The sequence below is a fragment of the Rathayibacter sp. VKM Ac-2803 genome (assembly GCF_009807175.1).
Taxonomy (GTDB): Bacteria; Actinomycetota; Actinomycetes; order Actinomycetales; family Microbacteriaceae; genus Rathayibacter.
In genome coordinates this window covers 1,986,121-2,010,123 of the sequence record NZ_WUCD01000001.1, presented here as the reverse complement: position 1 = coordinate 2,010,123, position 24,003 = coordinate 1,986,121, and the positions used below count along the sequence as shown (strand labels likewise).

Genomic DNA, 24,003 nt, shown 5'->3' with positions numbered 1-24,003 from the left:
CGTCGGGCGCGGTCCGTGTCCGATTCCCGCGATCGGAGCCGCCTCGCGCGTGACAGGCTCGAGGCATGCCCGCCGATCCGCTCTTCGAGGAGCGCTACCGCGCCGTCGCCTCGCGCGACTCCCGCTTCGACGGCCGCTTCATCACCGGCGTGCACTCGACCGGGATCTACTGCCGGCCGAGCTGCCCCGCGACGACGCCGCGGCCCGGGAACGTGCGCTTCTACCCCACGGCGGCCGCCGCGCACGAGGCGGGGCTCCGGGCCTGCAAGCGCTGCCTGCCCGATGCCACCCCCGGCTCCCCGGAGTGGAACCTCCGCGACGACACCGCGGCCCGGGCGATGCGCCTCATCGCCGACGGGGTCGTCGACCGCGAGGGCGTCGAGGGCCTCGCCGCCCGGCTCGGCTACGGAGCGCGGCACCTCGGCCGCATCCTCCGGGAGGAGCTGGGCGCGCCTCCGCTCGCCCTGGCCCGCGCGCAGCGGGCGCAGACCGCCCGGCTGCTGCTGACCGGGACCGAGCTCCCGGTCTCGGACGTCGCCTTCGCGGCGGGATTCACGAGCATCCGGCAGTTCAACGCGACGCTCGCCGAGGTGTACGAGCGCACGCCCAGCGCCCTGCGCGCGAGTGCCCGCGCCGATCGCTCCGAGACCGAGGCGCGGGCGGGCGCGACGACGCTCCGGCTCCGGCTCCCGGTGCGCGCGCCGTTCGACGCGGGCGTGCTGGCCTTCCTCGGCGACCGCGCGGTGGCGGGGCTCGAGGAGGCGTCACCCGGCGTCTACTCGCGCGCCCTCGCGCTCCCCGGCGGTCCTGCCGTCGCGAGGCTGGAGCGGGACGGCGACGTCGTGCGGTGCACCGCCACCCTCGCCTCGCTCGCCGATGCAGGCCCGCTGGTCGCCCGCGTGCGCCGGCTGCTCGATCTCGACGCCGACTCCCGGGCGATCGACGAGGCGCTCTCGGCCGACCCCGCGCTCGCGCCGCTGGTCGCCGCGGCCCCGGGGATCCGGCTCCCGGGCTCGGTGGACGCCGACGAGACCCTCGTGCGCACGCTGCTCGGTCAGCAGGTGTCGGTCGCCGCCGCGCGCACCGCGCTGGGCCGCCTCGTCGAGGCCCTCGGCGACGAGCTGCCGGCCGAGATCGCGACGGGCTCGATCACCCGCTCGTTCCCCTCCGCCGCCGTGATCGCCGACCGCGGGGCGGAGGTGCTGCGCGGGCCCGCGCGACGGATCGACACGGTCCTGCGCGTCTGCGCTCTGCTCGCCGAGGGCGCTCTCCGGCTGGACGCGGGCGGGAGCCGGGACGAGCTCTCGGAGCAGCTGCTCGCGGTGCCGGGGATCGGGCCGTGGACCGCCGGCTACGTCGCCATGCGGGTCACCGGCGATCCGGACGTCCTGCTCACCGGCGACCTCGCGCTGCGGGCCGGGGCGTCGGCGATCGGGCTGCCGTCCGAGGCGCGGGCGCTGGCGGAGCGGGGCCACGGCTGGGCGCCGTGGCGCAGCTACGCCGGCATGCACCTCTGGCGCGCGGCCCTCACTGCTCGGGCGGGATGATCGGGATCGCCGCGGTCATCGCCTCGATCCCGGAGAGGCGAGCGGGCGAGATCAGCCGCAGCACCTCCTCGCGCGACATGAGGCCGGCCTCGACGACGAGGTCGGCGACGTTGCGGCCGGTCGCCAGCGCCGCCTTGGCGATGGCGGCGGAGGCGGTGTAGCCGATGCTCGGGGTCAGCGCGGTCACGACTCCGACGGAGGAGGCGACCATCGCCTCGAGGCGGTCCTCGTTGGCCGTGATCCCGTCGATGCAGTTGATGCGGAGGGTCAGGCAGGCCTGGGTCATCCAGGTGATGCTCTGCAGGAGCGAGTGCGCGATCACCGGCTCGAAGGCGTTGAGCTGCAGCTGCCCGGCCTCGGCCGCCATGGTGACGGTGACGTCGGCGCCGGCCACCGAGTACGCGACCTGGTTGACCACCTCCGGGATCACCGGGTTCACCTTGCCCGGCATGATGCTCGAGCCCGCCTGGCGGGGCGGCAGGTTGATCTCGCCGAAGCCCGCCTGCGGGCCGGAGGAGAGCAGCCGCAGGTCGTTGCAGATCTTGGAGAGCTTGATCGCGGAGCGCTTGAGGGCGCTCGAGAACGACATGAACACTCCGGTGTCGCTGGTGGCCTCGACGAGGTCCTGCGCCATCTCGAGGTCGAGATCGGTGATCTCGTTGAGGTGGCGCACCGCGGCGGCGCCGTACCGCGGATCCGCGGTGATGCCGGTGCCGATCGCGGTCGCGCCGATGTTGACCTCGGCGAGCAGCCAGATCGTCTCGGAGAGGCGGGCGTGATCCTCGCCGAGCGTGGTGGCGAAGCCGTGGAACTCCTGCCCCAGCGTCATCGGCACCGCGTCCTGCAGCTGGGTGCGGCCGATCTTGAGCACGTGGCCGAACTCGACCGCCTTGTGCGAGAACGACTGCCGGAGCAGGGCGAGCTCGTCGAGGAGGCGCCGGAGCGACCAGGTCATCGCGATCTTGATCGCCGTCGGGTAGACGTCGTTGGTCGACTGGCTGCGGTTGACGTCGTCGAGCGGGTGCAGGAATGCGTAGTCGCCCCGGGGGCGGCCGGCGATCTCGAGGGCGACGTTCGCGACGACCTCGTTGGCGTTCATGTTCGTCGAGGTGCCGGCTCCGCCCTGGATCACGCCGACCACGAACTGGTCGTGGAACTCGCCGTCGATGATGCGGCGGCAGGCGGCCTCGATGAGCCCGGCCTTGTCTCGCGAGAGGCTGCCGATCTCGGTGTTGGCCCGCGCGGCGGCGAGCTTGACCGTGGCGAGCGCCCTGACCAGGTCGGGGTAGATCGAGATCGGGCGCTTCGAGATCGGGAAGTTGTCGAGGGCGCGGGCGGTGTGGATGCCCCAGTACGCGTCGGCGGGGATCTCGAGCGAGCCCAGGGAGTCGGTCTCGGTGCGGACGGCGGGGGCGGGCTCCGCGGGGGTGCCCGGTGCGGTGGTGGTCAGGTCGCGTCCTTCCGGCTGGTCGTCGGGGAGGGTGCTCGTGGCGAGGGTCACGTCAGCTCCGTTGCTGTCGTCGTGCGGCCCCGGGAGTGCAGGGGGTCCGCGAACTGCTCCTGCCAGCCTACGCCGCGGGTCGGGACGGGCTCAGGCCAGGCCACCTGCGGCCGACTGGGATGGTCCGAGCCTCCTGCGGCGGAGTGGACTGCTGAGTGCCGCGCAGGACGGGCCTGTCGAGGGCCACTCTCGAGGGAACGGCCGGAAGTGGCCGCTTTCTCGATTCGATCGGACTCCTCATGCTCGTCCTCCTGCTCCTCCTCGCCGTGCTCGGCGCCGCCGCACTCCTCCTCGTCGTGCGCGCGGTCGTCAGCGACGGGTACCGGCCCGTCGCGTTCGACCCGCAGCACGACAGCCGCGGCGGCGGCGCCTGAGGACCTACTCCACGCGGTCCGGCTCCGGGATGCTCGGGGCGGCGTGCAGTCCGCCGCTCAGGGCGTACTCCTCCTCGGGCGAGAGCACGAGGCGCTTGCGGCCCCAGACGGCGAAGCCGATCAGGATGATCACGTAGACGACGACGATCGCGATGATCGCGGGCTGGAACACCTCGTTCAGCAGGAAGCCGAAGAAGATCAGCACGTTGATAAGGGCGGCGATGATCGCGCCCGGCAGGCCCCACGGGCTCTTGTACGGGCGGACCGCGTTCGGGAATCGCCGGCGCAGCAGCACGAACGACACCATCTGCAGGAAGTAGGCGACGACCGCTCCCCAGACCGCGATGTTGAGGACGATGGCGCCCGCGACGGCACCCGCTCCGTCGGGCGAGACGCGCCCGAGCAGGTCGACGACCACCAGCGCGACGAACCCGATCGCTGCACCCACCGTCAGCGCGATCCACGGAGTCTGACGCTTGCCGGTCAGCGAGAACACCCGCGGGTAGTAGCCGGCCCGCGAGAGCGAGTACATGTTGCGGCCGTAGGCGAACATGATGCCCTGGAGCGAGGCGAGCAGTCCGACGAGCGCGAACAGGGCGAGCACCGCGGCTGCTCCGTCGCCGACCATCGCGCGGAAGCCGTCGAGCAGCGGCTCGGCCGAGACGCCCATGTCCTCGGAGCCGATCAGCGCCGTGTTGAGGAACAGCACGAGCAGGCCGGTGACGATCAGGGTGCCGCGGGCCCAGAATCCGGCGCGCGGGATGTCGCGGACCGGGTCGTGCGCCTCCTCGGCCGCGAGCGGCAGTTCCTCGATGCCGAGGAAGAACCACATCGCGAAGGGCAGCGCGAACAGGATCGGGATCACGCCGTGCGGGAGGAACTCGGTCTGGCCCTCGTCGGGAGCGATGTTCCAGAGGCTCGACCAGTCGAGCGCGGGCGAGAGGAGGGCCATCACCGAGAAGGCCAGCAGGATCGCGATCGAGACGATCGAGACGACGATGGCGAAGCGGAACGAGATCGCCGCGCCCGCCGAGTTCAGGGCGACGAAGACGATGTAGAGGACGAGCCACCAGATACACATCGCGCCCGAGAGGTCGAAGCCGAGCAGCTCGCTCGTCACTCCGTTCGCGTACTGGGCCGAGAAGAAGACGACCACGGCGGTCGTCGCGACGTACTCGATCGTCTCGGCGAGGCCGGTGACGAGACCGCCCCACGGGCCCATGGCCGACCGGGCGAATGAGTAGGCGCCTCCGGTGTGCGGCATCGCGGCCGACATCTCGCCGATCGAGAAGATGAGGCCGTAGTACATCACCACCAGGATCGCGAAGGCGATCAGCATCCCGCCGAAGCCGGCGAAGTCGATGCCGAAGTTCCAGCCCGAGAAGTCGCCCGAGATGACCGCGGCGACCGCGAGACCCCAGAGGCCCCAGACGCCGGCCGAGCGGCGGAGGGTGCGCTTCTCGAAGTAGCCCTCCTCGGCCTTGCGGTAGCTCACGCCGGCGGTGCTCGTCACGTTGGCGGAGTCGGGGCTCTTCGTTCGGGCCTTCGACGGGGACTGCGGGGCGTCGGACTGCTGGGTCATCGGGTCTCCTCGGGTCGTCGCGACCGAGCATAGGGACCTCAATGGACGCTGTGAAGGCCAATGGTGTTTCGGCGAGGTAAAACCCTCGCCAGACGGCGACCTGGTCGCTGACGACACGATCCCTCGCCCACGCCGCCCTGTGGTCTAATGGTCCCCGATCCGACCATGCGCCTCCTCTCGGCCGACCGGCGGAGCCAGCACCCGGAGGCAGACGATGAGCACAGCCGGCACCCCGCAGACCGCGACGAAGCGGGGAATGCTCACGCTCGAGCGGCTCGACGAGCTCATCGCCGCGGGCGAGATCGACACCGTCATCGTCGCCTTCACCGACATGCAGGGGCGCCTGGTCGGCAAGCGCATCTCGGCGCGGCTGTTCCAGGACGAGGTCGCCGAGCACGGCGCCGAGTGCTGCAACTACCTCCTCGCGGTCGACGTCGAGATGAACACCGTCGCCGGCTACGCCATCTCGAGCTGGGAGCGCGGGTACGGCGACATGGCGATGGTCCCCGACCTCTCGACCCTCCGGCTCGCACCCTGGCTGCCCGGCACCGCGATGGTGACCGCCGACCTGACCTGGCTCGACGAGGCGCCGGTCGGCGAGGCGCCGCGGCAGATCCTCCGGGCCCAGCTCGACCGCCTCGCCGAGCGCGGGCTCGAGGCGCTCGTCGCGACCGAGCTCGAGTTCATCGTCTTCGACGACTCCTACCGCGAGGCGTTCAAGAAGGGCTACCGCGAGCTGACCCCGGCGAGCGACTACAACATCGACTACGCGCTGCTCGCGTCGACCCGCATGGAGCCGCTGATGCGCGACATCCGAGTCTCGATGGAGGGCGCCGGCCTCTACTGCGAGGGCATCAAGGGCGAGTGCAACTTCGGCCAGCAGGAGATCGGCTTCAAGTACGACACCGCGATGGTGACCTGCGACAACCACTCGATCTACAAGTCGGGGGCCAAGGAGATCGCCGACAAGCACGGCAAGAGCCTGACCTTCATGGCCAAGTTCAACGAGCGCGAGGGCAACTCCTGCCACATCCACCTCTCGCTGCGCGGCACCGACGGCACGCCGGTGTTCGCCGACGCGGAGGGGGAGCACGGCATGTCGGCGATGTTCCGCCACTACCTGGCGGGGCAGCTCGCAGCGATGCGCGAGTTCACGCTCTTCTTCGCCCCGAACATCAACTCGTACAAGCGCTACGTCGACGGCTCCTTCGCGCCGACCGCGGTCGCCTGGGGTCTCGACAACCGCACGTGCTCGCTCCGCGTGGTCGGCCACGGCCCGGGGATGCGCGTCGAGAACCGCGTGCCGGGAGGCGACGTCAACCAGTACCTGGCCGTCGCAGCCCTGATCGCGGCAGGCCTGCACGGGATCGAGAACGAGCTGGAGCTCGAGGAGGTCTGCACCGGCAACGCCTACACGTCGGGTGCGCCGCGGGTCCCCACGACGCTCCGCGAGGCCGCGGACCTGTTCGAGCACTCCGCCCTCGCGCGGGCGGCCTTCGGCGACGAGGTCGTCGACCACTACGTCAACAACGCGCGGGTCGAGCTCGCGGCGTACGACGCGGCGGTGACCGACTGGGAGAGGGTGCGCGGCTTTGAACGCCTCTGACTACTCCGGCGCCCCGGTCGCGCCGCGGCCGATCATCGGGCTCACCACCTACCGCGAGCGAGCGGTGTCGGGAGTGTGGGACGTCGAGGCGTCCTTCCTCCCCGCGAACTACATCGACTCGGTGACGAGAGCGGGCGGCGTGGCGCTGCTGCTGCCTCCTCAGCCCGCCTCGGCCGAGACGGCGCGCGCCGTCGTGGACCGGCTCGACGGGCTCATCGTCTGCGGCGGCAAGGACATCGACCCCGCTCGCTACGGACAGGAGCCGCACCCCGAGACGGACGCGCCCCGCCCCGAGCGCGACGCCTGGGAGGACCTGCTGGTGAGCGCCGCCCTCGAGAGCGACGTGCCGTTCCTCGGCATCTGCCGCGGCGCCCAGCTGCTGAACGTCAGCCTCGGCGGCACGCTGCACCAGCACCTGCCCGATCTGGTCGGCGACCGCCGCTACCAGGCGGGCGGCGGCGTCTTCTCGCACGTCGACGTCGCGGTCGAGCCGGAGTCGCGGCTGCGCGGGCTCCTCGGCGAGGACTCGGTGCGCGCGCAGGTCTACCACCACCAGGCGGTCGACCGGGTGGCCGACGGCCTCGAGGTGGCGGCGCGCACGGCCGACGGCACGATCGAGGCGCTCGAGGTGCCCGGGCGGCGCTTCGCCCTCGGTGTCCAGTGGCACCCGGAGGAGGACGCCTCGGACGCCCGCCTCTTCACCGGTCTCGTCGCGGCGGCACTCGCCCACCGCGCGACCCCCAGCGCGGAAGCGACACACGCATGAGCACGCAGTCCCTCGTCGACCCCTCGACCGGAGCCGCCTTCGACGAGATCGCGCTCGTCGATCTGGGCGGCGTCGACGCCGCCATCGCCCGCGCCGACGTCGCCCAGCGCGCCTGGGCCGCCCTGGCCCCCGTCGACCGGGCCCGCGCCCTCCGCCGCTTCGCCGCCTCCGTCGACGGCGCGATCGAGGAGCTGGCCGCGCTCGAGACCCGCAACTCCGGCCACCCGATCACCCAGTCCCGCTGGGAGGCGGGGCACGTGCGCGACGTGCTCGAGTACGCCTCCGCCGCCCCCGAGCGGCTGCTGGGCGCGCAGATCCCGGTCGCCGGCGGACTCGATGTGACCGTGCACGAGCCGCTCGGCGTGGTCGGCATCATCACGCCGTGGAACTTCCCGATGACGATCGCGTCGTGGGGCTTCGCGCCGGCGCTCGCCGCGGGCAACGCCGTCGTGCTGAAGCCGGCCGAGTGGACTCCGCTGACCAGCCTCCGCCTGGCCGAGCTGGCGCTCGAGTCGGGGCTGCCGGAGGGGCTCTTCCAGGTGCTGCCCGGCCGGGGCGACGTCGTCGGCGAGCGCTTCGTGACGCATCCGCTGGTGCGCAAGGTGGTCTTCACCGGATCGACGCGCGTCGGCAAGAGGGTCATGGCGGGCTGCGCCGAGCAGGTCAAGCGGGTCACGCTCGAGCTCGGCGGCAAGAGCGCGAACATCGTCTTCGCCGACTCCGACCTCGAGCGGGCGGCGGCCACGGCCCCCTACGGCGTCTTCGAGAACGCCGGGCAGGACTGCTGCGCGCGCAGCCGCATCCTCGTCGAGCGCAGCGTCCTCGACCGCTTCCTCGAGCTGCTCGAGCCCGCGGTGCAGGGCGTCGTCGTCGGCGATCCGCGCGAGGAGGCGACCGAGATGGGTCCGCTGGTCTCGGCCGCCCACCACGAGCGGGTCGCGTCGTTCGTTCCGGAGGGGGCGCCCGTGGCGTTCCGCGGCTCGGCCCCGATCGGGGCGGGGTTCTGGTTCCCGCCGACGGTGCTGCTTCCCTCGAGCAGCGACGCCGTATGGCGCGAGGAGGTCTTCGGGCCCGTCGTCTCGGTGCTGCCGTTCGAGGACGAGGCCGACGCGGTCCGCCTCGCGAACGACTCCGACTACGGCCTCTCGGGATCGATCTGGACCCGCGACCTCGGGCGGGCGCTGCGGATGTCGCGGGCGGTCGAGAGCGGCAACCTCTCGGTCAACTCGCACTCGTCGGTGCGGTACTCCACGCCCTTCGGCGGCTTCAAGCAGTCGGGCCTCGGGCGCGAGCTCGGGCCGGACGCGGCGCTGGGCTTCACCGAGACCAAGAACATCTTCTTCGCGGCCGACTGAGGCCGCGACTCCTCCCACCATCCCCCGCACTGCCTCCTCTGCACCGACCCCGAAAGGCCGACCATGGCGATCCCTCCTCTCGACACCACCCCGCTCGACCTGGGGCAGCGCCTCGCCGGCAAGGTCGCGGTCGTCACCGGCGGCGCGAGCGGGATCGGCCTCGCCACCGCGACGCGCTTCGTCCGCGAGGGCGCCCGCGTGGTCATCGCCGATGTCGACCAGGCTCGCGGCACCGAGGTGGCCGAGGCGCTCGGCGGGCTGTTCGTGAAGGTCGACGTGACGAGCGAGGCCGAGGTCGACGCGCTCTTCCAGGCCGCCGTCGACGCCTACGGCTCGGTCGACATCGCCTTCAACAACGCCGGGATCTCGCCCCCCGACGACGACTCGATCGAGATCACAGAGCTGCCCGCGTGGGAGCGGGTGCAGGACGTCAACCTCAAGTCGGTCTACCTGTGCTGCCGGGCGGCGCTGCGGCACATGACGCGGCAGGGCAGCGGATCGATCATCAACACCGCGTCCTTCGTGGCGGTGCTCGGCTCGGCCACCTCGCAGATCAGCTACACGGCCTCGAAGGGCGGCGTGCTGGCGATGAGCCGCGAGCTCGGCGTGCAGTTCGCCCGGCAGGGCATCCGCGTCAACGCGCTCTGCCCGGGGCCGGTGAACACGCCGCTGCTGCAGGAGCTGTTCGCTGCGGATCCCGTGCGGGCGCAGCGCCGACTCGTGCACATCCCGGTCGGCCGGTTCGCCGAGCCGGAGGAGCTCGCCGCGGCGGTCGCGTTCCTCGCCAGCGACGACGCCTCCTTCATCACCGGGTCGACGTTCCTCGTCGACGGCGGTATCTCGTCGGCGTACGTGACTCCGGAGTGATCGGCGTGGCCGGCGGGGGTGACGAGGCCGCGGCCCCTGGCGCGAGCGCCGAGGAGGCGGTCCTGCGCCCCGTGCGCACCGGCAACTCGTTCGAGGAGACCGTGCAGCGCCTGATGCAGACCGTGAAGCTCGGGCTGGTCGCGCCGGGCGAGCGGCTGCCCGCCGAGCGCGAGCTCGCCGCGCGACTGGGCGTGGGTCGCGACACGGTGCGCGACGCGATCTCGTCGCTGGCCGACGCCGGCTACCTCAGCGTCCGGCGCGGCCGCTACGGCGGCACCTTCGTCGCCGACGAGTTGCCTCAGGCGGAGGTGCCGGGGCGCCGCGGCTTCGACCGGGCCGAGATCGACGACGTGGTCGGGCTGCGCGAGATCCTCGAGGTCGGCGCCGCGCGGCTCGCGGCGGCGGCCGATCTGACGGCGGCCGATCGCGGCCGGCTCTTCGAGGCGCTCGCCGACGTGGAGGCGGCGAGCCCCGAGGACTACCGGCGGCTCGACTCCCGCCTGCACCTCGCCGTGGCGGAGCTGGCGGGCGTCCCGTCGCTCCTGCCGCTCGTCGCCGAGAGCCGGATGCGGGTCAACGAGCTGCTGGACGACATCCCGCTGCTGCCGCGCAACATCGCCCACGCCGATGAGCAGCACCGGGCCCTCGTGACGGCCATCCTGACGGGGCGGGCCGACGAGGCGGCGCGGCTGATGTCGGAGCACGTGCAGGCCTCGGCCGCGCTGCTGCGCGCCTTCCTGGCCTGAATCGCCCGGCTCAGCTGTAGTCGGTGCCGGTCGCGATCGCGACGAACGGGATCAGGAGCCCGAAGAACGCGATCCCGACGATCAGGAGGGCGACGAAGCCGATCATCAGGGCGTTGAGCACGATGCCCCAGATGGCGAGCGTGCGGCCCGCGGGCTCGCGCCGCAGACCCAGGATGCCGAAGACGAGGCCGGCGACCGGCGCGATCACGGTGAGGCCGAAGAAGACCGACGTGACACCGAGGATGAGGCTCGTCAGCGAGAACGGCGACGAGGGGGCCGCCGTCGCGACGGCGGGGGCGGGCGGTGTGCCGTAGGGCGCCTCCGGGTGCGGAGCGCGGAGGCTCTGCTGCTCGGGGTCCGGCGTGCGCTGCGGCTGCGGCTCCGTGAGGACGGCTGTCGTGCCGAGGTTCTCGGTGGGCCGCTGGTCGGCCGGAGTCGTGTCGGCGTCGGTGGTCATGGGGATGCTCCTTCTCTCGCTGTGCCGGCGTGGTCGTTCCGGCGATGCCTCCACGCTACGGAGGCGGAGGCGTGGCACCCATCCGGGGAACCCCCGGAACGGTGGGGCCAGCCCCCGTGTCCCCCAGGGGGCGGGTGCGAGACTGGTGGGGCCGGCGCGTCGCCGGACGGGGCGCGAGGAGGCGACGGCGGATGGACGACGACGAGACCCGGTTCCGCACGCGCGATGCCCGGGGCGCCCGCGCCGTCTGGCTCGCCGGTCTCGCGGCGCTGGCCGGCTTCGTGATCCTCTCGCCCGTCATCTCGCTCATCGCGACCGTGATGACGTGGGGGGCGAAGCGGCGGACCGGCCCGCTGAGCGATCGCAACGGCGTCGTCGCCGTGAACTGGCAGCTCACCTATCTCGCCCTGCAGCTCATGCTCGTCCCGCTGCACCTCGCGCTCGTGTCGGTGCGCGACACGCTCGGCGCCGACTGGCCCCTGCTCACCATCGCCGCGATCCTCCTCCTCGCCGTGCTCAACATCGTGCTCTGCCTCGTGCTCGGCATCCGCTCCGGGCGAGGCAGACCAGTGCGTCTGTTCCTCGCAGTCCCGTTCGTGCGCTCCTCCCGCCCGGCGCGCTGACCGCCTCCCGCGGGATGGCAGGGTGGTGGGGTGATCGAGTTCCCCTCCCCCGTGTTCGTCGTGGCCGATGACGGAGTGAGGATCGCCACCTACGCGGTGGGCGACGAGGGGGCGCTGACTGTGCTCGCGGTGCACGGCTTCGCCTCCCACGCGGTGCTGAACTGGGAGACCTCGGGGTGGCTCCGGACTCTGGTCCGCGCCGGATACCGCGTCGTCGCCCTCGACCAGCGCGGGCACGGCGCGAGCGAGAAGCCGCACCGCGCCGACGCCTACGGAGTCGACGTGATGGTGGGCGACATCGTGCGCGTCCTCGACTCCTACGACCTGGTCGAACCGCACTACCTCGGCTACTCGCTCGGCGCGCGGATGGGCTGGATCCTCGGGCTGCGGCACCCCGAGCGCCTCGCGACGCTGAGTCTCGGCGGGCTCACCGTCGGCGAGCCGCTGCGGCACTTCGACGCCGACGCGGCGCGGGCGCGAGCGGCCGACGGCGGCGAGATCGACGACCGCTTCACCCGCGCGTTCATCGGCATGGCCGAGGGCGTGGCGGGCAACGACCTCGCGGCGCTGGTCGCGGTCGCCGACGGGGTGCGCGGCGGGGCGCATCCGGAGCTCGGGACGCACCCGGAGCTGCCCATGCTGCTGGTCACCGGCGACGCCGACCCGATCGCGCCCGGAGGCGAGCGGCTGGCCGCGGAGGCGGGAGCGCGCTTCGTCAGCGTCCCGGGCCGCGACCACACGAGCACGGTGCCGGCGCGCGGGTTCAAGGAGGCGGTGCTCGCGTTCCTCGCGGAGCACGCCTGACGCCGCGCGGGGGTGCGATGTGCAGGCGCTCGTCGGATGTGCAGGAGGCGCGCCGAGCCGCGCGGCGTAGCATCGCGGCATGCTTGCGATCCGCGTCGAACAGCCCGGTCCCGACTCCCGCCTCGTGCTCGAGGAGGTGCCCACTCCGTCGCCCGGGCCGGGTGAGGTGCTGATCCGCGTCGCGGCGGCCGGAGTCAACCGTGCCGACCTCTCGCAGCGCGCGGGCGCCTACCCGCCGCCGCCCGGCGCCTCCCCCGTGCTCGGCATGGAGGTCTCGGGCGCCGTCGTCGGGCTCGGACCCGGCACGACGTCGGCCGCCGAGGGCGACGAGGTCTGCGCGCTGCTGCCGGGCGGCGGGTACGCCGAGTACGCGGTGGTCGACGCGGGACTCCTCCTCCCGGTCCCCGCCGGCGTCGGGCTCGTCTCGGCGGCGGCACTGCCGGAGGCGACCGCGACGGTCTGGTCGAACCTGGTGATGGTCGCCGGGCTCCGGGCGGGCGAGACGGTCCTCGTCCACGGCGGGGGCAGCGGCATCGGGACGGCCGCGATCCAGATCGCCGTCGCGATCGGCGCCCGGGTCGCGGTGACGGCCGGCAGCGCGCGCAAGCTCGACGCCTGCCGTGCGCTGGGCGCCGACATCCTGATCGACTACCGCGAGGAGGACTTCGTCGGGCGCCTCGCCGAGGCGACCGGCGGCCGTGGCGCCGATGTGATCCTCGACCCGGTCGGCGGCGACTACCTCGCCCGCGATGTCGAGGCTCTCGCGCTCGGCGGCCGGATCGTCTTCATCGGCAACCAGTCGGGGGCGGCCGGCTCGCTCGACATCGGCGGCCTGATGCGCCGCCGCGCGGCCGTGCACGCCACGACCCTCCGCGCCCGCCCGCTCGAGGAGCGGCGGGCCATCATCGCCCAGGTCCGCGAGAAGGTGTGGCCGCTGGTCGCCGACGGAACCGTGCGGCCGGTGATCGACGAGGTCGTGCCGCTCGCCGAGGCGGAGCGCGCGCACGAGCGGATGCGCGCCTCCAGCCACATCGGCAAGCTGCTGCTGACGCCCTAGCGGCTCAGACGCCCTGGCGCTCAGACCCTCGAGGCGGCTCAGACCGCCGAGCGGAGCAGCCCGAGCGAGCGGTTGATCCCGTCCACGTCGACCGCCGCGGGATCGAACGAGGCGCCGGGTGCGAGACCCAGCGCCTCGAGCGCCTCCGCATGGTCGGGAGAGGAGGCGTCGGTCGCGGCGCGGACCGTGTCGGCCCAGGCGACGGGGCCGCCGGGCGCATCGATCGGAGCAGCGCCCCGCGCGCCCGTGCATCGCGGCAGCGCGGCGCGCAGCGGCGAGACCGACTCGAGGCGGATGACGTGGCGCCACTCGTCCTCGAGGTCGTAGACGTAGAACAGCTCGTCGCCGACTCCGTCGAGAACCTCGGCGAGGGCGACCTGCGACTCGTCGACGAGGTCCGGGCCGAGCTCCTCGGCGTCGGCGGGCGAGCCGATCGGCGCGCCCTCCTCGTCGGGCACGCCGACGCTGAAGAAGTGCGGCTGCGCGTCGGTCCAGCCGAGCGACAGCTGCAGCGCGAGATGCAGATCGCGCAGCGACGACTCCGACGACAGCTCGAGCCGGCGCCAGACGGCCGGCTTGGTTCCGAGCAGGGCGACCTTGAGGGCGAAGACGGAGGCGGTGTCCTCCGTCGCCTCGTCGAGGATCTCGAGGCGGGTCGCGTCGGTCTCGCCCAGCAGCACGATGCTCGCCCGCACGACCGAGGCGATGCCCGGCTTCAGCGCGTCGGGGACCACGTAGCCGAACTCGGGCTCGTGCAGCAGCAGACCGAGCTCGGCGGTGTCGTCGAGCATCCGCTCGGCCGCGCCGACCATCCGCTCGCGCTCGTCGAGCGCCTCGTCGAGGGCGACGTCGAGGTCCGCGGCGAGCTCGTCGACCAGCTCGCCGACGACGAGACCCGGGTGGATCTCGGCCTGGCAGGCGACCGCGATGCGCACGAGGACAGCGTCGGTCGTCGTGATCGCGCGCTCGCGGGGCGAGAAGGCGCCGTTCTCGGTGTCGGAGGCGGCGAGCGCCTCCTGCGCGCTGCGGATCCACTGGCCGAGGAAGCGGGCCAGGTAGGCGATCCGCTCGGCCCACGCCTCGAGAGGCTCGGAGCTGCGCCAGAGCGGGGCGGACTCGCCGAGGGCGGCCTGCGCTCCGTCGGCCTCGAGCACGGCGGAGGCGACCAGCGCGTCCCACCAGGCCGAGACGGGGATGCGGACGGCGTCGTCGCTCGGGGTCGAGCCGGCGGAGGCGATGCCCGCCTCGACGACGATCTCTCGCGCGGCGCGCTCGGTCACCGTGGCGTCGTCGCTCGCCGCGAGGTGCTCGACGACGACATCCGCGGCGTGGACGACGGCCGTCGCGCGGACGGCGGCGAGCATCTGCTCGGCGGGGACCTCGTCGAGCTCGAGCAGATCGTCGAGGACGGCCTCGACGAAGGAGCCGGCGAGGTCGAGGACCTCGTCGAGCACCGCCTGGCACTCGTCGAGCTCCTCGTCGGTGCCGGTCCAGAGGTCCTCGTCGGTGAGGAAGTCGAGGAAGTGCTCGACCACCTCGGCGACGGTGAAGAGCGTGTCGTCGAGATCGGCCTCGCTCTCCTCGCCCGAGAGATCGGCCTCGATCTGGTCGAAGACGGCCTCGAGGAGCTGGGCGTCGGGCTGAGCGAAGGAGCCGCGCGGACGCAGGTCGCGGGTCATCGCGAACAGGTCGGTCAGCACCTCGACGGCCTCGTCGACCTCGAGGTGCTCGTGCAGCACGGCGACATCGGCGAGGTGCGAGCGGTACCAGCTGCGGAACCGCACCATCAGCGCCGTCTCGGCGGTGCGCCCGCCTCCCTGGCCCCCTGAACCGCCGGACTTGCCGCCGCCGGATCGTCCCTGATTGCGCTTCTTGCCCATCGTTCCTCCGCGACCGCTCCACTCTCGACGAAGCAATCCAGCTTAGAGGTTGCGAGGGTCCGGGAGAGGCCCGATCAGTCGACCGTGGAGGTCACCGTGTCGAGCACGAGGCGCGCGGCGATCGGGCCCGCGTTCATGAAGAACGGATCGAGCTCGACCTCGACGGCCGTGCCCGCGGCGACGGCCTCGAGCGTCGGCCAGAGCGTCGCCTCCTCGATCAGCGCGAGACCGTCGCCTTGACCGGCGTAGAAGATCCAGTCGGCGTCGGCCAGCTCGAGCTGCTCGGCACTGATCTCCTGCGAGGTGTCGTCGAACCGCTGCGACTCGGGGCGGGCGAGACCGAGATCCTCGGCGAGGCCGCCGGTGAAGGAGGGGACGCCCATGATCCGCGTCCGGTCACCGGTCGACTGCAGGAACGAGACGGTCGGCGCCTCGTCGGGGAGGGTCGCGGCGAAGGCGTCCGCGTCGTCGTGCAGGCCGTCGAGCACCGCCTGGGCGTCGCCCTCGCGGCCGAGCGCGTCGGCGGTGAGGAGGAGGTCGCTCTTCCAGTTCACTCCGTTGCCGAGCGTCACGACGGTGGGCGCGATCGCGCTGAGCGACGCGTAGAGGTCGGCGCCGCGGACCGAGTTGATCAGGATCAGATCGGGGTCGGCCTGCGCGATGGCCTCGACGTCGGGCTCGGTCCGCTCGCCGATGTCGGCGATCGCCGCGGGGTCCTCGACCCGGTCGGCGAGGTACTCGGGCACGAGACCGCTGTTCTCGGCGCGCGTCGCGGCGACGGGGACGATGTCGAGCGAGAGGAGCGCGTCGAGCTGGCCGGTCGAGACGACGGCGATCCGCGTCGGCGCTCTGTCGATCACGGTCTCTCCGGCGTAGTGGGCGACGGTGCGCGGGAACACGCCGTCCTCCTCCGGGGCTCCCATCCCCTCGGCCATGACGCGCGACACGGTCCACTCGCCCGTCGAGCCGGCCTCGGCGTCGGGCGGTGTCGAGGAGCCGGAGGCGCTGCCGGAGCACCCGGCGAGCGCCACCACGGCGGCAGTGGCGAGGGCGGCGAGACCCGTGCGGCGGAGGGAGGGACGGAGGAGGCGGGAAGTCACGTTCACGAGGTAAGGATAGCCTTAGCTAATGCACGTCTCGACCGCACAGGCCCCGACGCCCGCCGCGGCGCCCCGGAGGAGGGCCCGCCGCACCGCCGCCGTCGCACTCGTCCTCGCGGTGCTGCTGGCCGCCTCCGTCGTCGCGAGCCTCGCCGTCGGATCGCGCCCGGTGCCGGTGCCCGCCGCCCTCGACGCGCTTCTGCACGGCGGAACGAGCGCAGACGCGCTGATCGTGCGCGACCTGCGCCTCCCCCGCACGGCGACCGGCCTGCTCGTCGGCGCGGCGCTCGGAGCAGCCGGCCTGCTGATGCAGGCGGTCACGCGGAACCGCCTCGCCGACCCTGGCCTGCTCGGCGTCAACGCGGGCGCCTCCGCTGCGGTGGTCGTCGCCATCGCGTTCTTCGGCGTGGGCACCGCGGGCGGCTACGTCTGGTTCGCCTTCGCCGGCGCAGCGGCGGCCGCGGTGCTGGTGCACCTGGTCGGAGGCGGCGACGGGCGGGATCCGATCGGCACCGTCCTCGCGGGGGTGGCCCTCAGCGCCTGCCTCGGCGCGCTGATCGGGATCGTCACCCTCCTCGACGAGGAGACGTTCGAGTCGTACCGGTTCTGGGTCGTCGGATCTCTCGAGCGGCGGGAGCTCGACACCGCGACCGCCCTGTCGCCCTTCGTGCTCCTCGGTCTCGCTGTCGCGGCGATCGTCGTGCCGGCCCTCAATCAGCTCGCGCTCGGACACGACACCGCGCGGGCGCTCGGCGTGCGGCCCGCCGTCGTGATCCTCGGGGCGGGCGCCGCGATCACCCTGCTCTGCGGGGCGGCGACCGCAGCGGCGGGGCCGCTGGCGTTCGTCGGGCTCCTGGTGGCGCATCTGGTGCTGAGCGTCAGCGGGCCGGATCTGCGCGTCGGCCTGCCGCTGGCCGTGCTGGGCGGCGCGCTGGTCGTGGTGGCGAGCGATGTGCTCGGCCGGATCCTCGCGGCGCCGGCCGAGCTCGAGGTGGGCATCGTCACCGCGCTGGTGGGGGCGCCGCTGCTCTTCCACCTGGCGACGCGGGGCCCGCGGAGGAGCCGATGACGCGCCCGCGCACGGTCCTCGCGGTCGTCGTCGCGGTGATCGCCCTCGCCGCTGCGGCCGGGATCGTCGGAGGGTCGTACGAGACGTCCCTCGGCGACGTCCGCGACGCCCTGCTCGGCACGGCGTCGCCGCGCACCTCGGCCATCGTGATCGACCTGCGCCTCCCCCGGGTGATCGCCGGGGTGCTCGTCGGCGCGGCACTCGGTCTCGCGGGCGCCGTCTTCCAGACGCTGTCGCGCAATCCGCTGGGGAGCCCCGACATCGTCGGCTTCAGCGCCGGATCGGCGTCGGGAGCGCTGGTCTGCCTCGTGCTGCTCACGCCGCCGGCGAACCCCGCGCTCGGCGCCTGGGCCGGCGGCGTCGGCGCGCTGCTGATCGTGCTGTTCCTGACCCGCGGCGCCGGGCTGGCGAGCGAGCGGACGATCCTCGCGGGGATCGCCCTGGCCGCACTCCTCTCGGCCGTCAACGAGTACCTCCTGACCCGCGCACCCACCGAGGTGGCGCGCGGGGCGACGCTGTGGCTGTTCGGGTCGCTGTCGGCCACCTCGTGGGCCGACGTCGCCCTGCTCGCGAGCGCCGGGGGCCTCCTCGCGGTGCTCCTCGCCTCGCAGCGCGGCGCCCTGCGCGTGCTCGAGCTGGGCGACGAGGTGGCGACGGGCCTCGGCGTGCCGCTGCGCCGCACCCGCCTGCTCCTCCTCCTGCTCGCCGCGGGCCTCACCGGCACCGCCACCGCGGTCAGCGGACCGATCGGCTTCGTCGCCCTCGCGGCCCCGCAGCTGGCCCGGCGCGCCACCCGCTCGGCGGGCATCCCGCTGGCGGCCTCGATGGCGATCGGCGCGGCGCTGCTGCTCGCCTCCGACGTGCTCGCACAGCGGCTGCTCGCCCCGCTGCAGCTGCCGGTCGGGCTGGTCACCGGGGCTGTCGGCGGGGCGTACCTGTTCTGGCTGGTGGCGCGGGGGCGGAGGCGTCGGTGAACGCGTCGCGCGGCACCACGAGCAGCAGCAGGACGGCCGCGACGAGGGCGGTGCCGGCGCAGACCGCCCAGACCGTGACGTAGCCCGCGAAGGGGCTGACCGTCGCGGTCGAGGCGCCCTGCACGAGGGCGAGGCCGAAGACCGCGGAGGCGATCGCTCCGCCCACGGTCTTGACCGAGTTGGTCAGGCCGGTCGCGACTCCGGTCTGCGAGGCGGGCGCCGCGGCGGCCGCGGCGGCGGGCAGGGCGGCCACGAGGGCTCCGGAGCCGAGTCCGACGACGACCATGCAGGCCGTCACGCTCGCGTAGGCGGCGTTCAGCGGGATCAGCAGGAGGAAGCCGGCGGCGACCAGGACCGAGGCGCCCACCAGGGTCCGGCGCGGCGAGACGGCGCGGGCCATCGGCGGGAAGAGCAGCGCGCCGACGATCATCGCGATCAGGTAGACGCCGATGATGAGAGAGGTCGTGAAGCCGGTCGTGCCGAGCCCGTAGCCGTGCACGGCCGGGTCGGTGCGCGCGAAGGTCGAGAGCGGGGCCTGAGCGCCGAGTACACTCACTCCGAAGAGCCCGGCGGTGAGGAAGACCGGGCCGAGCGCCGGCGAGCGGAACATCCGCACGTCGATCAGCGGCTCCTCCTGCCGCAGCTCGTACCGGGCGAAGACCGCGAGCAGCCCGACCCCGGCGGCGAGAAGCAGATACGGCACCGGGCTCGCGGCGCCGAGGATGCGGAGCAGCCCCAGGCCGCCGAGAGCTCCGACGAGGCCCGCCGAGACGAGGGCCAGCCCACCGCCGTCGAAGCGCCCGCCGGCCGGATCGGGCGACTCCTGCACGCCGATCAGCACCACGACGAAGCACAGCACGACCAGCAGGGCCGGCACCAGCAGCACGACCGTCAGCGGCAGCGTCCCGACGAGCGCGCCGCCCAGCAGCGCGCCCGTGATCGCGCCGAGCTCGAGCGCACCGACCAGGAGGCCCGCGGCGGCGGCGGTCACGGCCGCACGGTTCGCGAGGCTCCTCGATCGCGACCAGATCAGCGCGATCTGCAGGGGCAGCCACACGACGTAGAAGCCCTGCAGCGCCCACGCGACGAGGAACGGCGCGAAGGAGCCGGTGAACGGCAGCGCGAGGGAGGCGAGAGCCGTCAGCGCGGTCGACCAGAGCAGCATCCGCCTGTGGCCGAGCATGTCGCCGAGCCGCGCGAACGCCGGCACGACGAGAGCGGCGAGCAGCAGCTGGGCGCCCTCGAACCAGTTGACGTCGGCGTCGCGGATGTCGAGACTCCGGGCGATGTCGGTCAGCATCGGCGTGTACCAGCCCTGCAGCACGCCGCTGGTGAACTCGACCACGACGAGGACGCCGACGACCGAGGCGAGAGTCCGCGCGGTGACGCGCTCCCGTGTCACGCGGTCAGCCCCGCGAGCAGCGCCCGGTGGAAGACCTCGCCGCGCTCGAGGGCGAGGACGTCCACGCGCTCGTCGACGCCGTGGATGCCCGCGCGCTGCTCCCTCGACATCACGAGCGGTGCGAAGCGGTAGACGGCGGGCGCATGCCGATGGAAGTGCCGGGAGTCGGTGGCGGCGTTGATCACGTACGGGACGACCGCCGCTCCGGGATGCGACACGGCGAGCGCCGCTCGGATCGCGGTGAACGGCGCTCCGTCGGTGGGCGACTGCGGCGACGGGTCCTCGCCCGCGACGACCTCGACGGCCACCTCGCGGTCGCGCACCCGGCGGCGCACGCGCTCCATGGCGCTCTGCACGGTCTCCCCCGGCGCGAGTCGCAGGTTGAGCGTCACGGTCGCCTCCGACGCGAGGACGTTGTCGGCCGTTCCCCCGGAGAGCATCGTCGGGGCGAGGGTCGTGCGCACGAGCGCCGCCGCCTCCCCGCCGAGGCGCGCGAGCACCGGGGCGGCGAGGTGCGGACGACGGCCGAGAGCGCGGTAGACGGCGCCCGCACGTCCCGGTGCCCGGGTCGCGAGGAGCGCGAACGACGATGCGAGCGCCTCCGGGACCCTCGCGGGGAAGGTCGACGGCGTCAGCCGGGTCACGGCCCGCGCGAGCCGCCCGATCGCCGTCAGCGACGGCGGAGCGGAGGCGTGCCCGCCCGAGCCGCGCACCGTGAGCCGCAGGGTGAGCACGCCCTTCTCGCCGACCCCGATCATCGCCACCGCCCCGACGACTCCCGGCAGCGGCGCCTCGACGACCGCGCTGCCCTCGTCGAGCACGAGCCAGGGAGTGACGCCGCGCTCGCGCAGGGTCTCCGCGGTCGCCTGCGCCGCCGCCCCGCGCACCTCCTCGTCGCCGCCGAACGACAGCAGGACGTCGCGGGCCGGGACGAAGCCCGCCGCGAGCAGGTTCTCGACCGCCTCCACCACGACCACGAGCGGGCCCTTGTCGTCGAGCGCTCCCCTGCCCCAGACGGCCCCATCGGCGATCGCCCCCTCGAACGGCGGATGCGTCCACGCGGCGGCGTCCTCGGCCGGTACGACGTCGAAGTGGGCCATCAGCACGAGCGGGGGTGCGTCGGAGTCGCGACCCGCCCAGCGGTAGAGCAGCCCGCGGTCGGTGATCCGCTCGAGGGAGAGGTGCTCGTGGAGCAGCGGGTAGAGCTCGCGGAGGACGTGGACGAACTCGTCGGCGCCGGTCAGCTCGGCCGAGACGGTCCGCACCCGGAGGAGCCGCGAGAGGCGCTCGGCGATGCCGTGGCGCGGGGTGGCGTCGTTCACTCGAGTCCTCGATCCGTCGGGGCGTGCGCCCATCGTGGCGCATCGGACGGGCTTGACAGGGGGTCTCGGCGGCCGCGCCGACGCCGGCTTCGCAATCCAGGAGACCGCGGGTCGTACTCCCCCGGTGTCGCTCACCTTCGTCGAGACTTGCACCGTCGACATCACCGTGGTGTGGGGCGGTACCACGACGGTGCGCCTGCCCGAGCGGAGGCGTCGACGACGGGGGGGGGGGGGAACTGGAACCTCGGCGCTGGAGCGGGCGGGCCGGGGAGCGGCATCCCGACGTCGGCTCCGACGTCCGGTCCGACGTCGGCGCCGAGCCCGGGTCCGTCATCGCCCTCGACGCCGACGCAAGTCCCCCCGGTCGAGCCGCGGTGATGTCCCGCTCCTCCGTGTTTCGAGCGTGAGAAATCTCGCAGCAATCGTGCCCTCGGGGTTGCGCCGCGGCTCCGCTCTCGCTGGAGTATCCGGATGACCGAAACGACGGACACCGCAGCAACGGCCCCCTCGAAGGGCGGAGGATCGCTCAAGAAGGTCATCACCGGCCCCCTCCTCTTCGCCTTCATCGTCGGCGATACGCTCGGCGCCGGCATCTACACGCTGGTCGGCACGATGGCGAACGACGTCGGAGGCGTCATCTGGCTGCCGCTGCTGATCGCGCTGGTCATCGCGCTGCTCACCGCCGGCACCTACGCCGAGCTGATCACCAAGTACCCGCACGCCGGCGGCGCCGCTCGCTACGCCGACCGCGCCTTCGGCAAGCCCTACCTGTCGTTCCTCGTCGGCTTCCTGATGATGGCATCCGGGATCACGACCGCCGCCTCGCTGGCCAACGCGTTCGCCGGCGACTACCTCGGCGCGCTGCTCGACGTGCCGCCCGCTCCCACCGCGATCGTCTTCATCCTGCTGCTGACGCTGATCAACCTGCGCGGAGTGAAGGAGTCGCTGACCGCGAACCTCGTCGCCTCGGTCATCGAGGTGAGCGGCCTCGTCATCGTGATCGTCTGCGCCGCGATCTTCTTCGGCGGCGGCAACGGCGACCCGTCGCGCATCTTCGAGTTCAACCCCGACGTCGCGCCGCTGCAGGGCGCGTTCGCCGCCTCGATCGTCGCCTTCTTCTCGTTCCTCGGCTTCGAGGCCGCCGCGAACATGGCCGAGGAGGTGCGGAACCCGTCGAAGGTCTACCCGCGCGCCCTGTTCGCCGCCCTGTTCACGGCCGCCGTGGTCTACCTCCTGATCGCGCTCGGCGCCGTCATCGTGCTGCCCATCGAGGAGCTCGCGGCGTCGACCGGCCCGCTGCTCGACGTCGTCTCGGCGAGCGGAGTGGCGGTGCCCGAATGGCTGTTCGGCCTCATCGCGCTCGTCGCCATCGCGAACGGCGCCCTGCTGTTCATGGTGATGGCCAGCCGCGTCGGCTTCGGCCTCGCCTCCTCCGGACTCATGCCGAGCGCCCTCGCGCGCGTGCTGCCGAACCGCGGCACCCCATGGGTCTCGATCCTCGCGGTCGGCGTCGCCACCGCCGTGCTGAGCCTGGTCGGAGACGTCGGAACGCTCGCCGAGACCACCGTGCTGCTGCTCCTGCTCGTCTTCATCTCGGCGAACGTCTCGGTGCTCGTGCTCAAGAAGGACAAGGTCGACCACGAGCACTTCTCGGTCCCGCGGGTGGTGCCGGTGCTGGCGATCATCGCGAGCATCGTGCTGCTGACCCAGCAGACCGGCGAGGTCTGGCTCGGCTCGCTCGCGTACGTCGTCGTCGGCACTGTGCTGTTCCTGGCGACGCGCTACGGCAAGAAGGCCCACGCCGAGCGCTCGTGACGATCGATCGGTCACAGACGGACCGTGCGACTCGCGTGGACGGGCCGTCTGTGACGGATGGACCTGTCGCGGCGCCTGATGGCGGACCTGCGTGGAGCGTGCGAGCGTGGTGGGGTGACCGTCTCGCTCTCGCCCCTGTCCGCCTCCGCTCTCGCCGTCTGGATGCGGACGCAGCGCGCCGCCTACATCGCCGATCGGATCCGCGCGGGCGATGACGAGTCCGCGGCGACTCGCAACGCCGACGTCTCCTACGAGAAGTACTTCCCCGAGGGAGTCCCGGCGCCCGGGCACGACGTCCTCACGATCCTCGACGGCGACCGGCCCGTGGGCACGATCTGGCTGGGCCCGCACCCCAGCGACCTCGAGGGCGTCTTCTGGGTGTGGGACGTCCAGGTCGACGCCCCCGAGCGCGGGCGCGGCCTCGGTCGCGCGGCGATGCTGCTGGCGGAGGAGCACGTGTCCTCTCGCGGAGGCCGCGCTCTCGCGCTGAACGTCTTCGGCTTCAACACGACCGCGCGGGGCCTCTACGAGTCGCTCGGCTACGAGACGACGGCCGTGCAGATGCGCAAGGAGCTCGGGTGAGGGAGCGCGAGCCGACTCAGGGCAGGAGGTCGATCATGTTCGGGCGCGCCTTCATGGCGTGGATGACGAGCTCGTTGCCGCTGTCGAAGATCAGAACGACCGTCTCCAGGAGGCGACCTCTCGAATCGAACCCGAGACGCAACTGACGCGCTGGTGATTCGTCGTCGAGATCCTCGATCCACAGCGCGAATGTCGCCGCCCGCGTCGCATCGACAGCAGCTATCCCGTGCTTCAGCGCAGACGGGTGAACATTCATGCAGCCGCGATCGCGTCCCGGATGACGTCGGACCGGCTCTTCTGCTCACGCGCGGCGCGCTTGTCGAGGGCGGCGAGCTCCTCGGCAGTGAGCCGGACGGTGACGACCTGAGACGCCTCCGCGCCGCGACCCGGACGACCTCGCCCGCGCTTCTTGAGGGCGTCGACGTCGAAGCCCCTCTCGGCCTCCGCCGCCCAGGCTGCGATCTGCTCCTCGGTCACGGGGACGCCGTTGATGGTCTCTTCACCACTCATGGCTTCATCGTAATACGGAATCTGAGGCGCGGGTCGAGGCGATCACGGAGGGCATCCGTGAACG

23 protein-coding genes are annotated in these 24,003 nt (G+C 72.9%); 14 read left to right on the top strand and 9 right to left on the bottom strand.

Going from position 1 to position 24,003, the window contains the following annotated elements:
- Positions 1 to 65: 65 nt before the first annotated feature.
- Positions 66 to 1,547: a DNA-3-methyladenine glycosylase 2 family protein gene (locus tag GRS96_RS09310; RefSeq protein WP_159988331.1), complete on the top strand. Its 1,482-nt coding sequence runs from the start codon at positions 66 to 68 to the stop codon at positions 1,545 to 1,547.
- Here GRS96_RS09310 and GRS96_RS09305 read toward each other — a convergent pair.
- The gene (locus GRS96_RS09305; RefSeq protein WP_159989290.1) at positions 1,528 to 2,997 is read right to left on the bottom strand and encodes an aspartate ammonia-lyase; all 1,470 of its coding nucleotides are present in this window, start codon (positions 2,995 to 2,997) and stop codon (positions 1,528 to 1,530) included. The two genes, GRS96_RS09310 and GRS96_RS09305, sit on opposite strands and share 20 nt — an antisense overlap.
- 290 nt (positions 2,998 to 3,287) lie before the next feature.
- Between GRS96_RS09305 and GRS96_RS20795 the strand changes: the two genes are divergently transcribed.
- A complete protein-coding gene (locus GRS96_RS20795) occupies positions 3,288 to 3,422 on the top strand; it encodes a hypothetical protein (RefSeq protein WP_268817153.1) in 135 nt (44 codons plus the stop codon).
- Between the two features lie 4 nt (positions 3,423 to 3,426).
- Here the strand turns inward: GRS96_RS20795 and GRS96_RS09300 are convergent, their stop codons facing one another.
- Complete coding sequence (locus tag GRS96_RS09300) at positions 3,427 to 5,004, bottom strand: amino acid permease (protein ID WP_159988330.1); 1,578 nt, start codon at positions 5,002 to 5,004, stop codon at positions 3,427 to 3,429.
- Positions 5,005 to 5,218: 214 nt separating this feature from the next.
- Here GRS96_RS09300 and GRS96_RS09295 point away from each other — a divergent pair, with 214 nt between their 5' ends.
- The 5 genes from GRS96_RS09295 to GRS96_RS09275 all read left to right on the top strand — a co-directional run bounded on the left by GRS96_RS09295 (position 5,219) and on the right by GRS96_RS09275 (position 10,344).
- Positions 5,219 to 6,610 (top strand): glutamine synthetase family protein, encoded by a 1,392-nt coding sequence (locus GRS96_RS09295; protein WP_328612393.1) that lies wholly within the window; start codon positions 5,219 to 5,221, stop codon positions 6,608 to 6,610.
- Positions 6,597 to 7,376 (top strand): gamma-glutamyl-gamma-aminobutyrate hydrolase family protein, encoded by a 780-nt coding sequence (locus tag GRS96_RS09290; protein ID WP_204162064.1) that lies wholly within the window; start codon positions 6,597 to 6,599, stop codon positions 7,374 to 7,376. Before GRS96_RS09295 ends, GRS96_RS09290 begins: the two co-directional genes overlap by 14 nt.
- Positions 7,373 to 8,731 carry an aldehyde dehydrogenase family protein gene (locus tag GRS96_RS09285; protein WP_159988329.1) on the top strand — a complete coding sequence of 453 codons (1,359 nt, stop codon included), beginning with the start codon at positions 7,373 to 7,375 and terminating at the stop codon, positions 8,729 to 8,731. Before GRS96_RS09290 ends, GRS96_RS09285 begins: the two co-directional genes overlap by 4 nt.
- Positions 8,732 to 8,794: 63 nt before the next feature.
- The gene (locus tag GRS96_RS09280; protein ID WP_159858125.1) at positions 8,795 to 9,598 is read left to right on the top strand and encodes a 3-oxoacyl-ACP reductase; all 804 of its coding nucleotides are present in this window, start codon (positions 8,795 to 8,797) and stop codon (positions 9,596 to 9,598) included.
- A gap of 5 nt (positions 9,599 to 9,603) precedes the next feature.
- On the top strand, positions 9,604 to 10,344 hold the full coding sequence (locus GRS96_RS09275) for a FadR/GntR family transcriptional regulator (RefSeq protein ID WP_235022069.1): 741 nt from the start codon (positions 9,604 to 9,606) through the stop codon (positions 10,342 to 10,344).
- Positions 10,345 to 10,354: 10 nt separating this feature from the next.
- Here the strand turns inward: GRS96_RS09275 and GRS96_RS20650 are convergent, their stop codons facing one another.
- Positions 10,355 to 10,801, bottom strand: coding sequence for a DUF4190 domain-containing protein (locus tag GRS96_RS20650; RefSeq protein WP_236553603.1), 447 nt, complete (start codon positions 10,799 to 10,801; stop codon positions 10,355 to 10,357).
- Between the two features lie 191 nt (positions 10,802 to 10,992).
- On the opposite strand from GRS96_RS20650, the gene GRS96_RS09265 reads away from it, so the two are divergent.
- The 3 genes from GRS96_RS09265 to GRS96_RS09255 all read left to right on the top strand — a co-directional run bounded on the left by GRS96_RS09265 (position 10,993) and on the right by GRS96_RS09255 (position 13,285).
- Positions 10,993 to 11,424, top strand: a complete 432-nt coding sequence (locus GRS96_RS09265) for a DUF4870 domain-containing protein (RefSeq protein ID WP_159988328.1) — start codon at positions 10,993 to 10,995, stop codon at positions 11,422 to 11,424.
- Positions 11,425 to 11,454: 30 nt separating this feature from the next.
- The gene (locus GRS96_RS09260) at positions 11,455 to 12,228 is read left to right on the top strand and encodes an alpha/beta fold hydrolase (protein ID WP_159858129.1); all 774 of its coding nucleotides are present in this window, start codon (positions 11,455 to 11,457) and stop codon (positions 12,226 to 12,228) included.
- Positions 12,229 to 12,307: 79 nt separating this feature from the next.
- Entirely contained in the window at positions 12,308 to 13,285 is a 978-nt protein-coding gene (locus GRS96_RS09255) for an NAD(P)H-quinone oxidoreductase (protein WP_159988327.1), read from the top strand.
- Between the two features lie 38 nt (positions 13,286 to 13,323).
- Here GRS96_RS09255 and GRS96_RS09250 read toward each other — a convergent pair whose 3' ends face one another.
- Both GRS96_RS09250 and GRS96_RS09245 read right to left on the bottom strand, forming a co-directional pair.
- Positions 13,324 to 15,165, bottom strand: coding sequence for a plasmid pRiA4b ORF-3 family protein (locus GRS96_RS09250; RefSeq protein ID WP_159858133.1), 1,842 nt, complete (start codon positions 15,163 to 15,165; stop codon positions 13,324 to 13,326).
- 74 nt (positions 15,166 to 15,239) lie between these two features.
- The gene (locus GRS96_RS09245) at positions 15,240 to 16,271 is read right to left on the bottom strand and encodes an ABC transporter substrate-binding protein (RefSeq protein ID WP_236553602.1); all 1,032 of its coding nucleotides are present in this window, start codon (positions 16,269 to 16,271) and stop codon (positions 15,240 to 15,242) included.
- A gap of 22 nt (positions 16,272 to 16,293) precedes the next feature.
- On the opposite strand from GRS96_RS09245, the gene GRS96_RS09240 reads away from it, so the two are divergent.
- Both GRS96_RS09240 and GRS96_RS09235 read left to right on the top strand, forming a co-directional pair.
- Positions 16,294 to 17,334, top strand: a complete 1,041-nt coding sequence (locus GRS96_RS09240) for a FecCD family ABC transporter permease (RefSeq protein ID WP_159988326.1) — start codon at positions 16,294 to 16,296, stop codon at positions 17,332 to 17,334.
- Positions 17,331 to 18,308 (top strand): FecCD family ABC transporter permease, encoded by a 978-nt coding sequence (locus GRS96_RS09235; RefSeq protein ID WP_159988325.1) that lies wholly within the window; start codon positions 17,331 to 17,333, stop codon positions 18,306 to 18,308. The genes GRS96_RS09240 and GRS96_RS09235 overlap by 4 nt, the downstream gene beginning before the upstream one ends.
- On the opposite strand, the gene GRS96_RS20645 is transcribed toward GRS96_RS09235, so the two are convergent.
- Together GRS96_RS20645 and GRS96_RS20640 are read right to left on the bottom strand one after the other, a co-directional pair.
- Positions 18,244 to 19,710 carry an MFS transporter gene (locus GRS96_RS20645; RefSeq protein WP_159988324.1) on the bottom strand — a complete coding sequence of 489 codons (1,467 nt, stop codon included), beginning with the start codon at positions 19,708 to 19,710 and terminating at the stop codon, positions 18,244 to 18,246. The two genes, GRS96_RS09235 and GRS96_RS20645, sit on opposite strands and share 65 nt — an antisense overlap.
- Entirely contained in the window at positions 19,707 to 21,032 is a 1,326-nt protein-coding gene (locus GRS96_RS20640) for a M20/M25/M40 family metallo-hydrolase (RefSeq protein WP_235022072.1), read from the bottom strand. Before GRS96_RS20640 ends, GRS96_RS20645 begins: the two co-directional genes overlap by 4 nt.
- Before the next feature lie 471 nt (positions 21,033 to 21,503).
- On the opposite strand from GRS96_RS20640, the gene GRS96_RS09220 reads away from it, so the two are divergent.
- Positions 21,504 to 22,847, top strand: a complete 1,344-nt coding sequence (locus tag GRS96_RS09220; protein ID WP_159858145.1) for an APC family permease — start codon at positions 21,504 to 21,506, stop codon at positions 22,845 to 22,847.
- 114 nt (positions 22,848 to 22,961) lie between these two features.
- Complete coding sequence (locus GRS96_RS09215) at positions 22,962 to 23,429, top strand: GNAT family N-acetyltransferase (RefSeq protein WP_235022103.1); 468 nt, start codon at positions 22,962 to 22,964, stop codon at positions 23,427 to 23,429.
- Between the two features lie 16 nt (positions 23,430 to 23,445).
- On the opposite strand, the gene GRS96_RS09210 is transcribed toward GRS96_RS09215, so the two are convergent.
- Together GRS96_RS09210 and GRS96_RS09205 are read right to left on the bottom strand one after the other, a co-directional pair.
- The gene (locus GRS96_RS09210) at positions 23,446 to 23,685 is read right to left on the bottom strand and encodes a toxin (RefSeq protein ID WP_159988323.1); all 240 of its coding nucleotides are present in this window, start codon (positions 23,683 to 23,685) and stop codon (positions 23,446 to 23,448) included.
- Positions 23,682 to 23,939 (bottom strand): ribbon-helix-helix domain-containing protein, encoded by a 258-nt coding sequence (locus GRS96_RS09205; RefSeq protein WP_159859052.1) that lies wholly within the window; start codon positions 23,937 to 23,939, stop codon positions 23,682 to 23,684. The genes GRS96_RS09210 and GRS96_RS09205 overlap by 4 nt, the downstream gene beginning before the upstream one ends.
- Positions 23,940 to 24,003 lie beyond the last annotated feature (64 nt).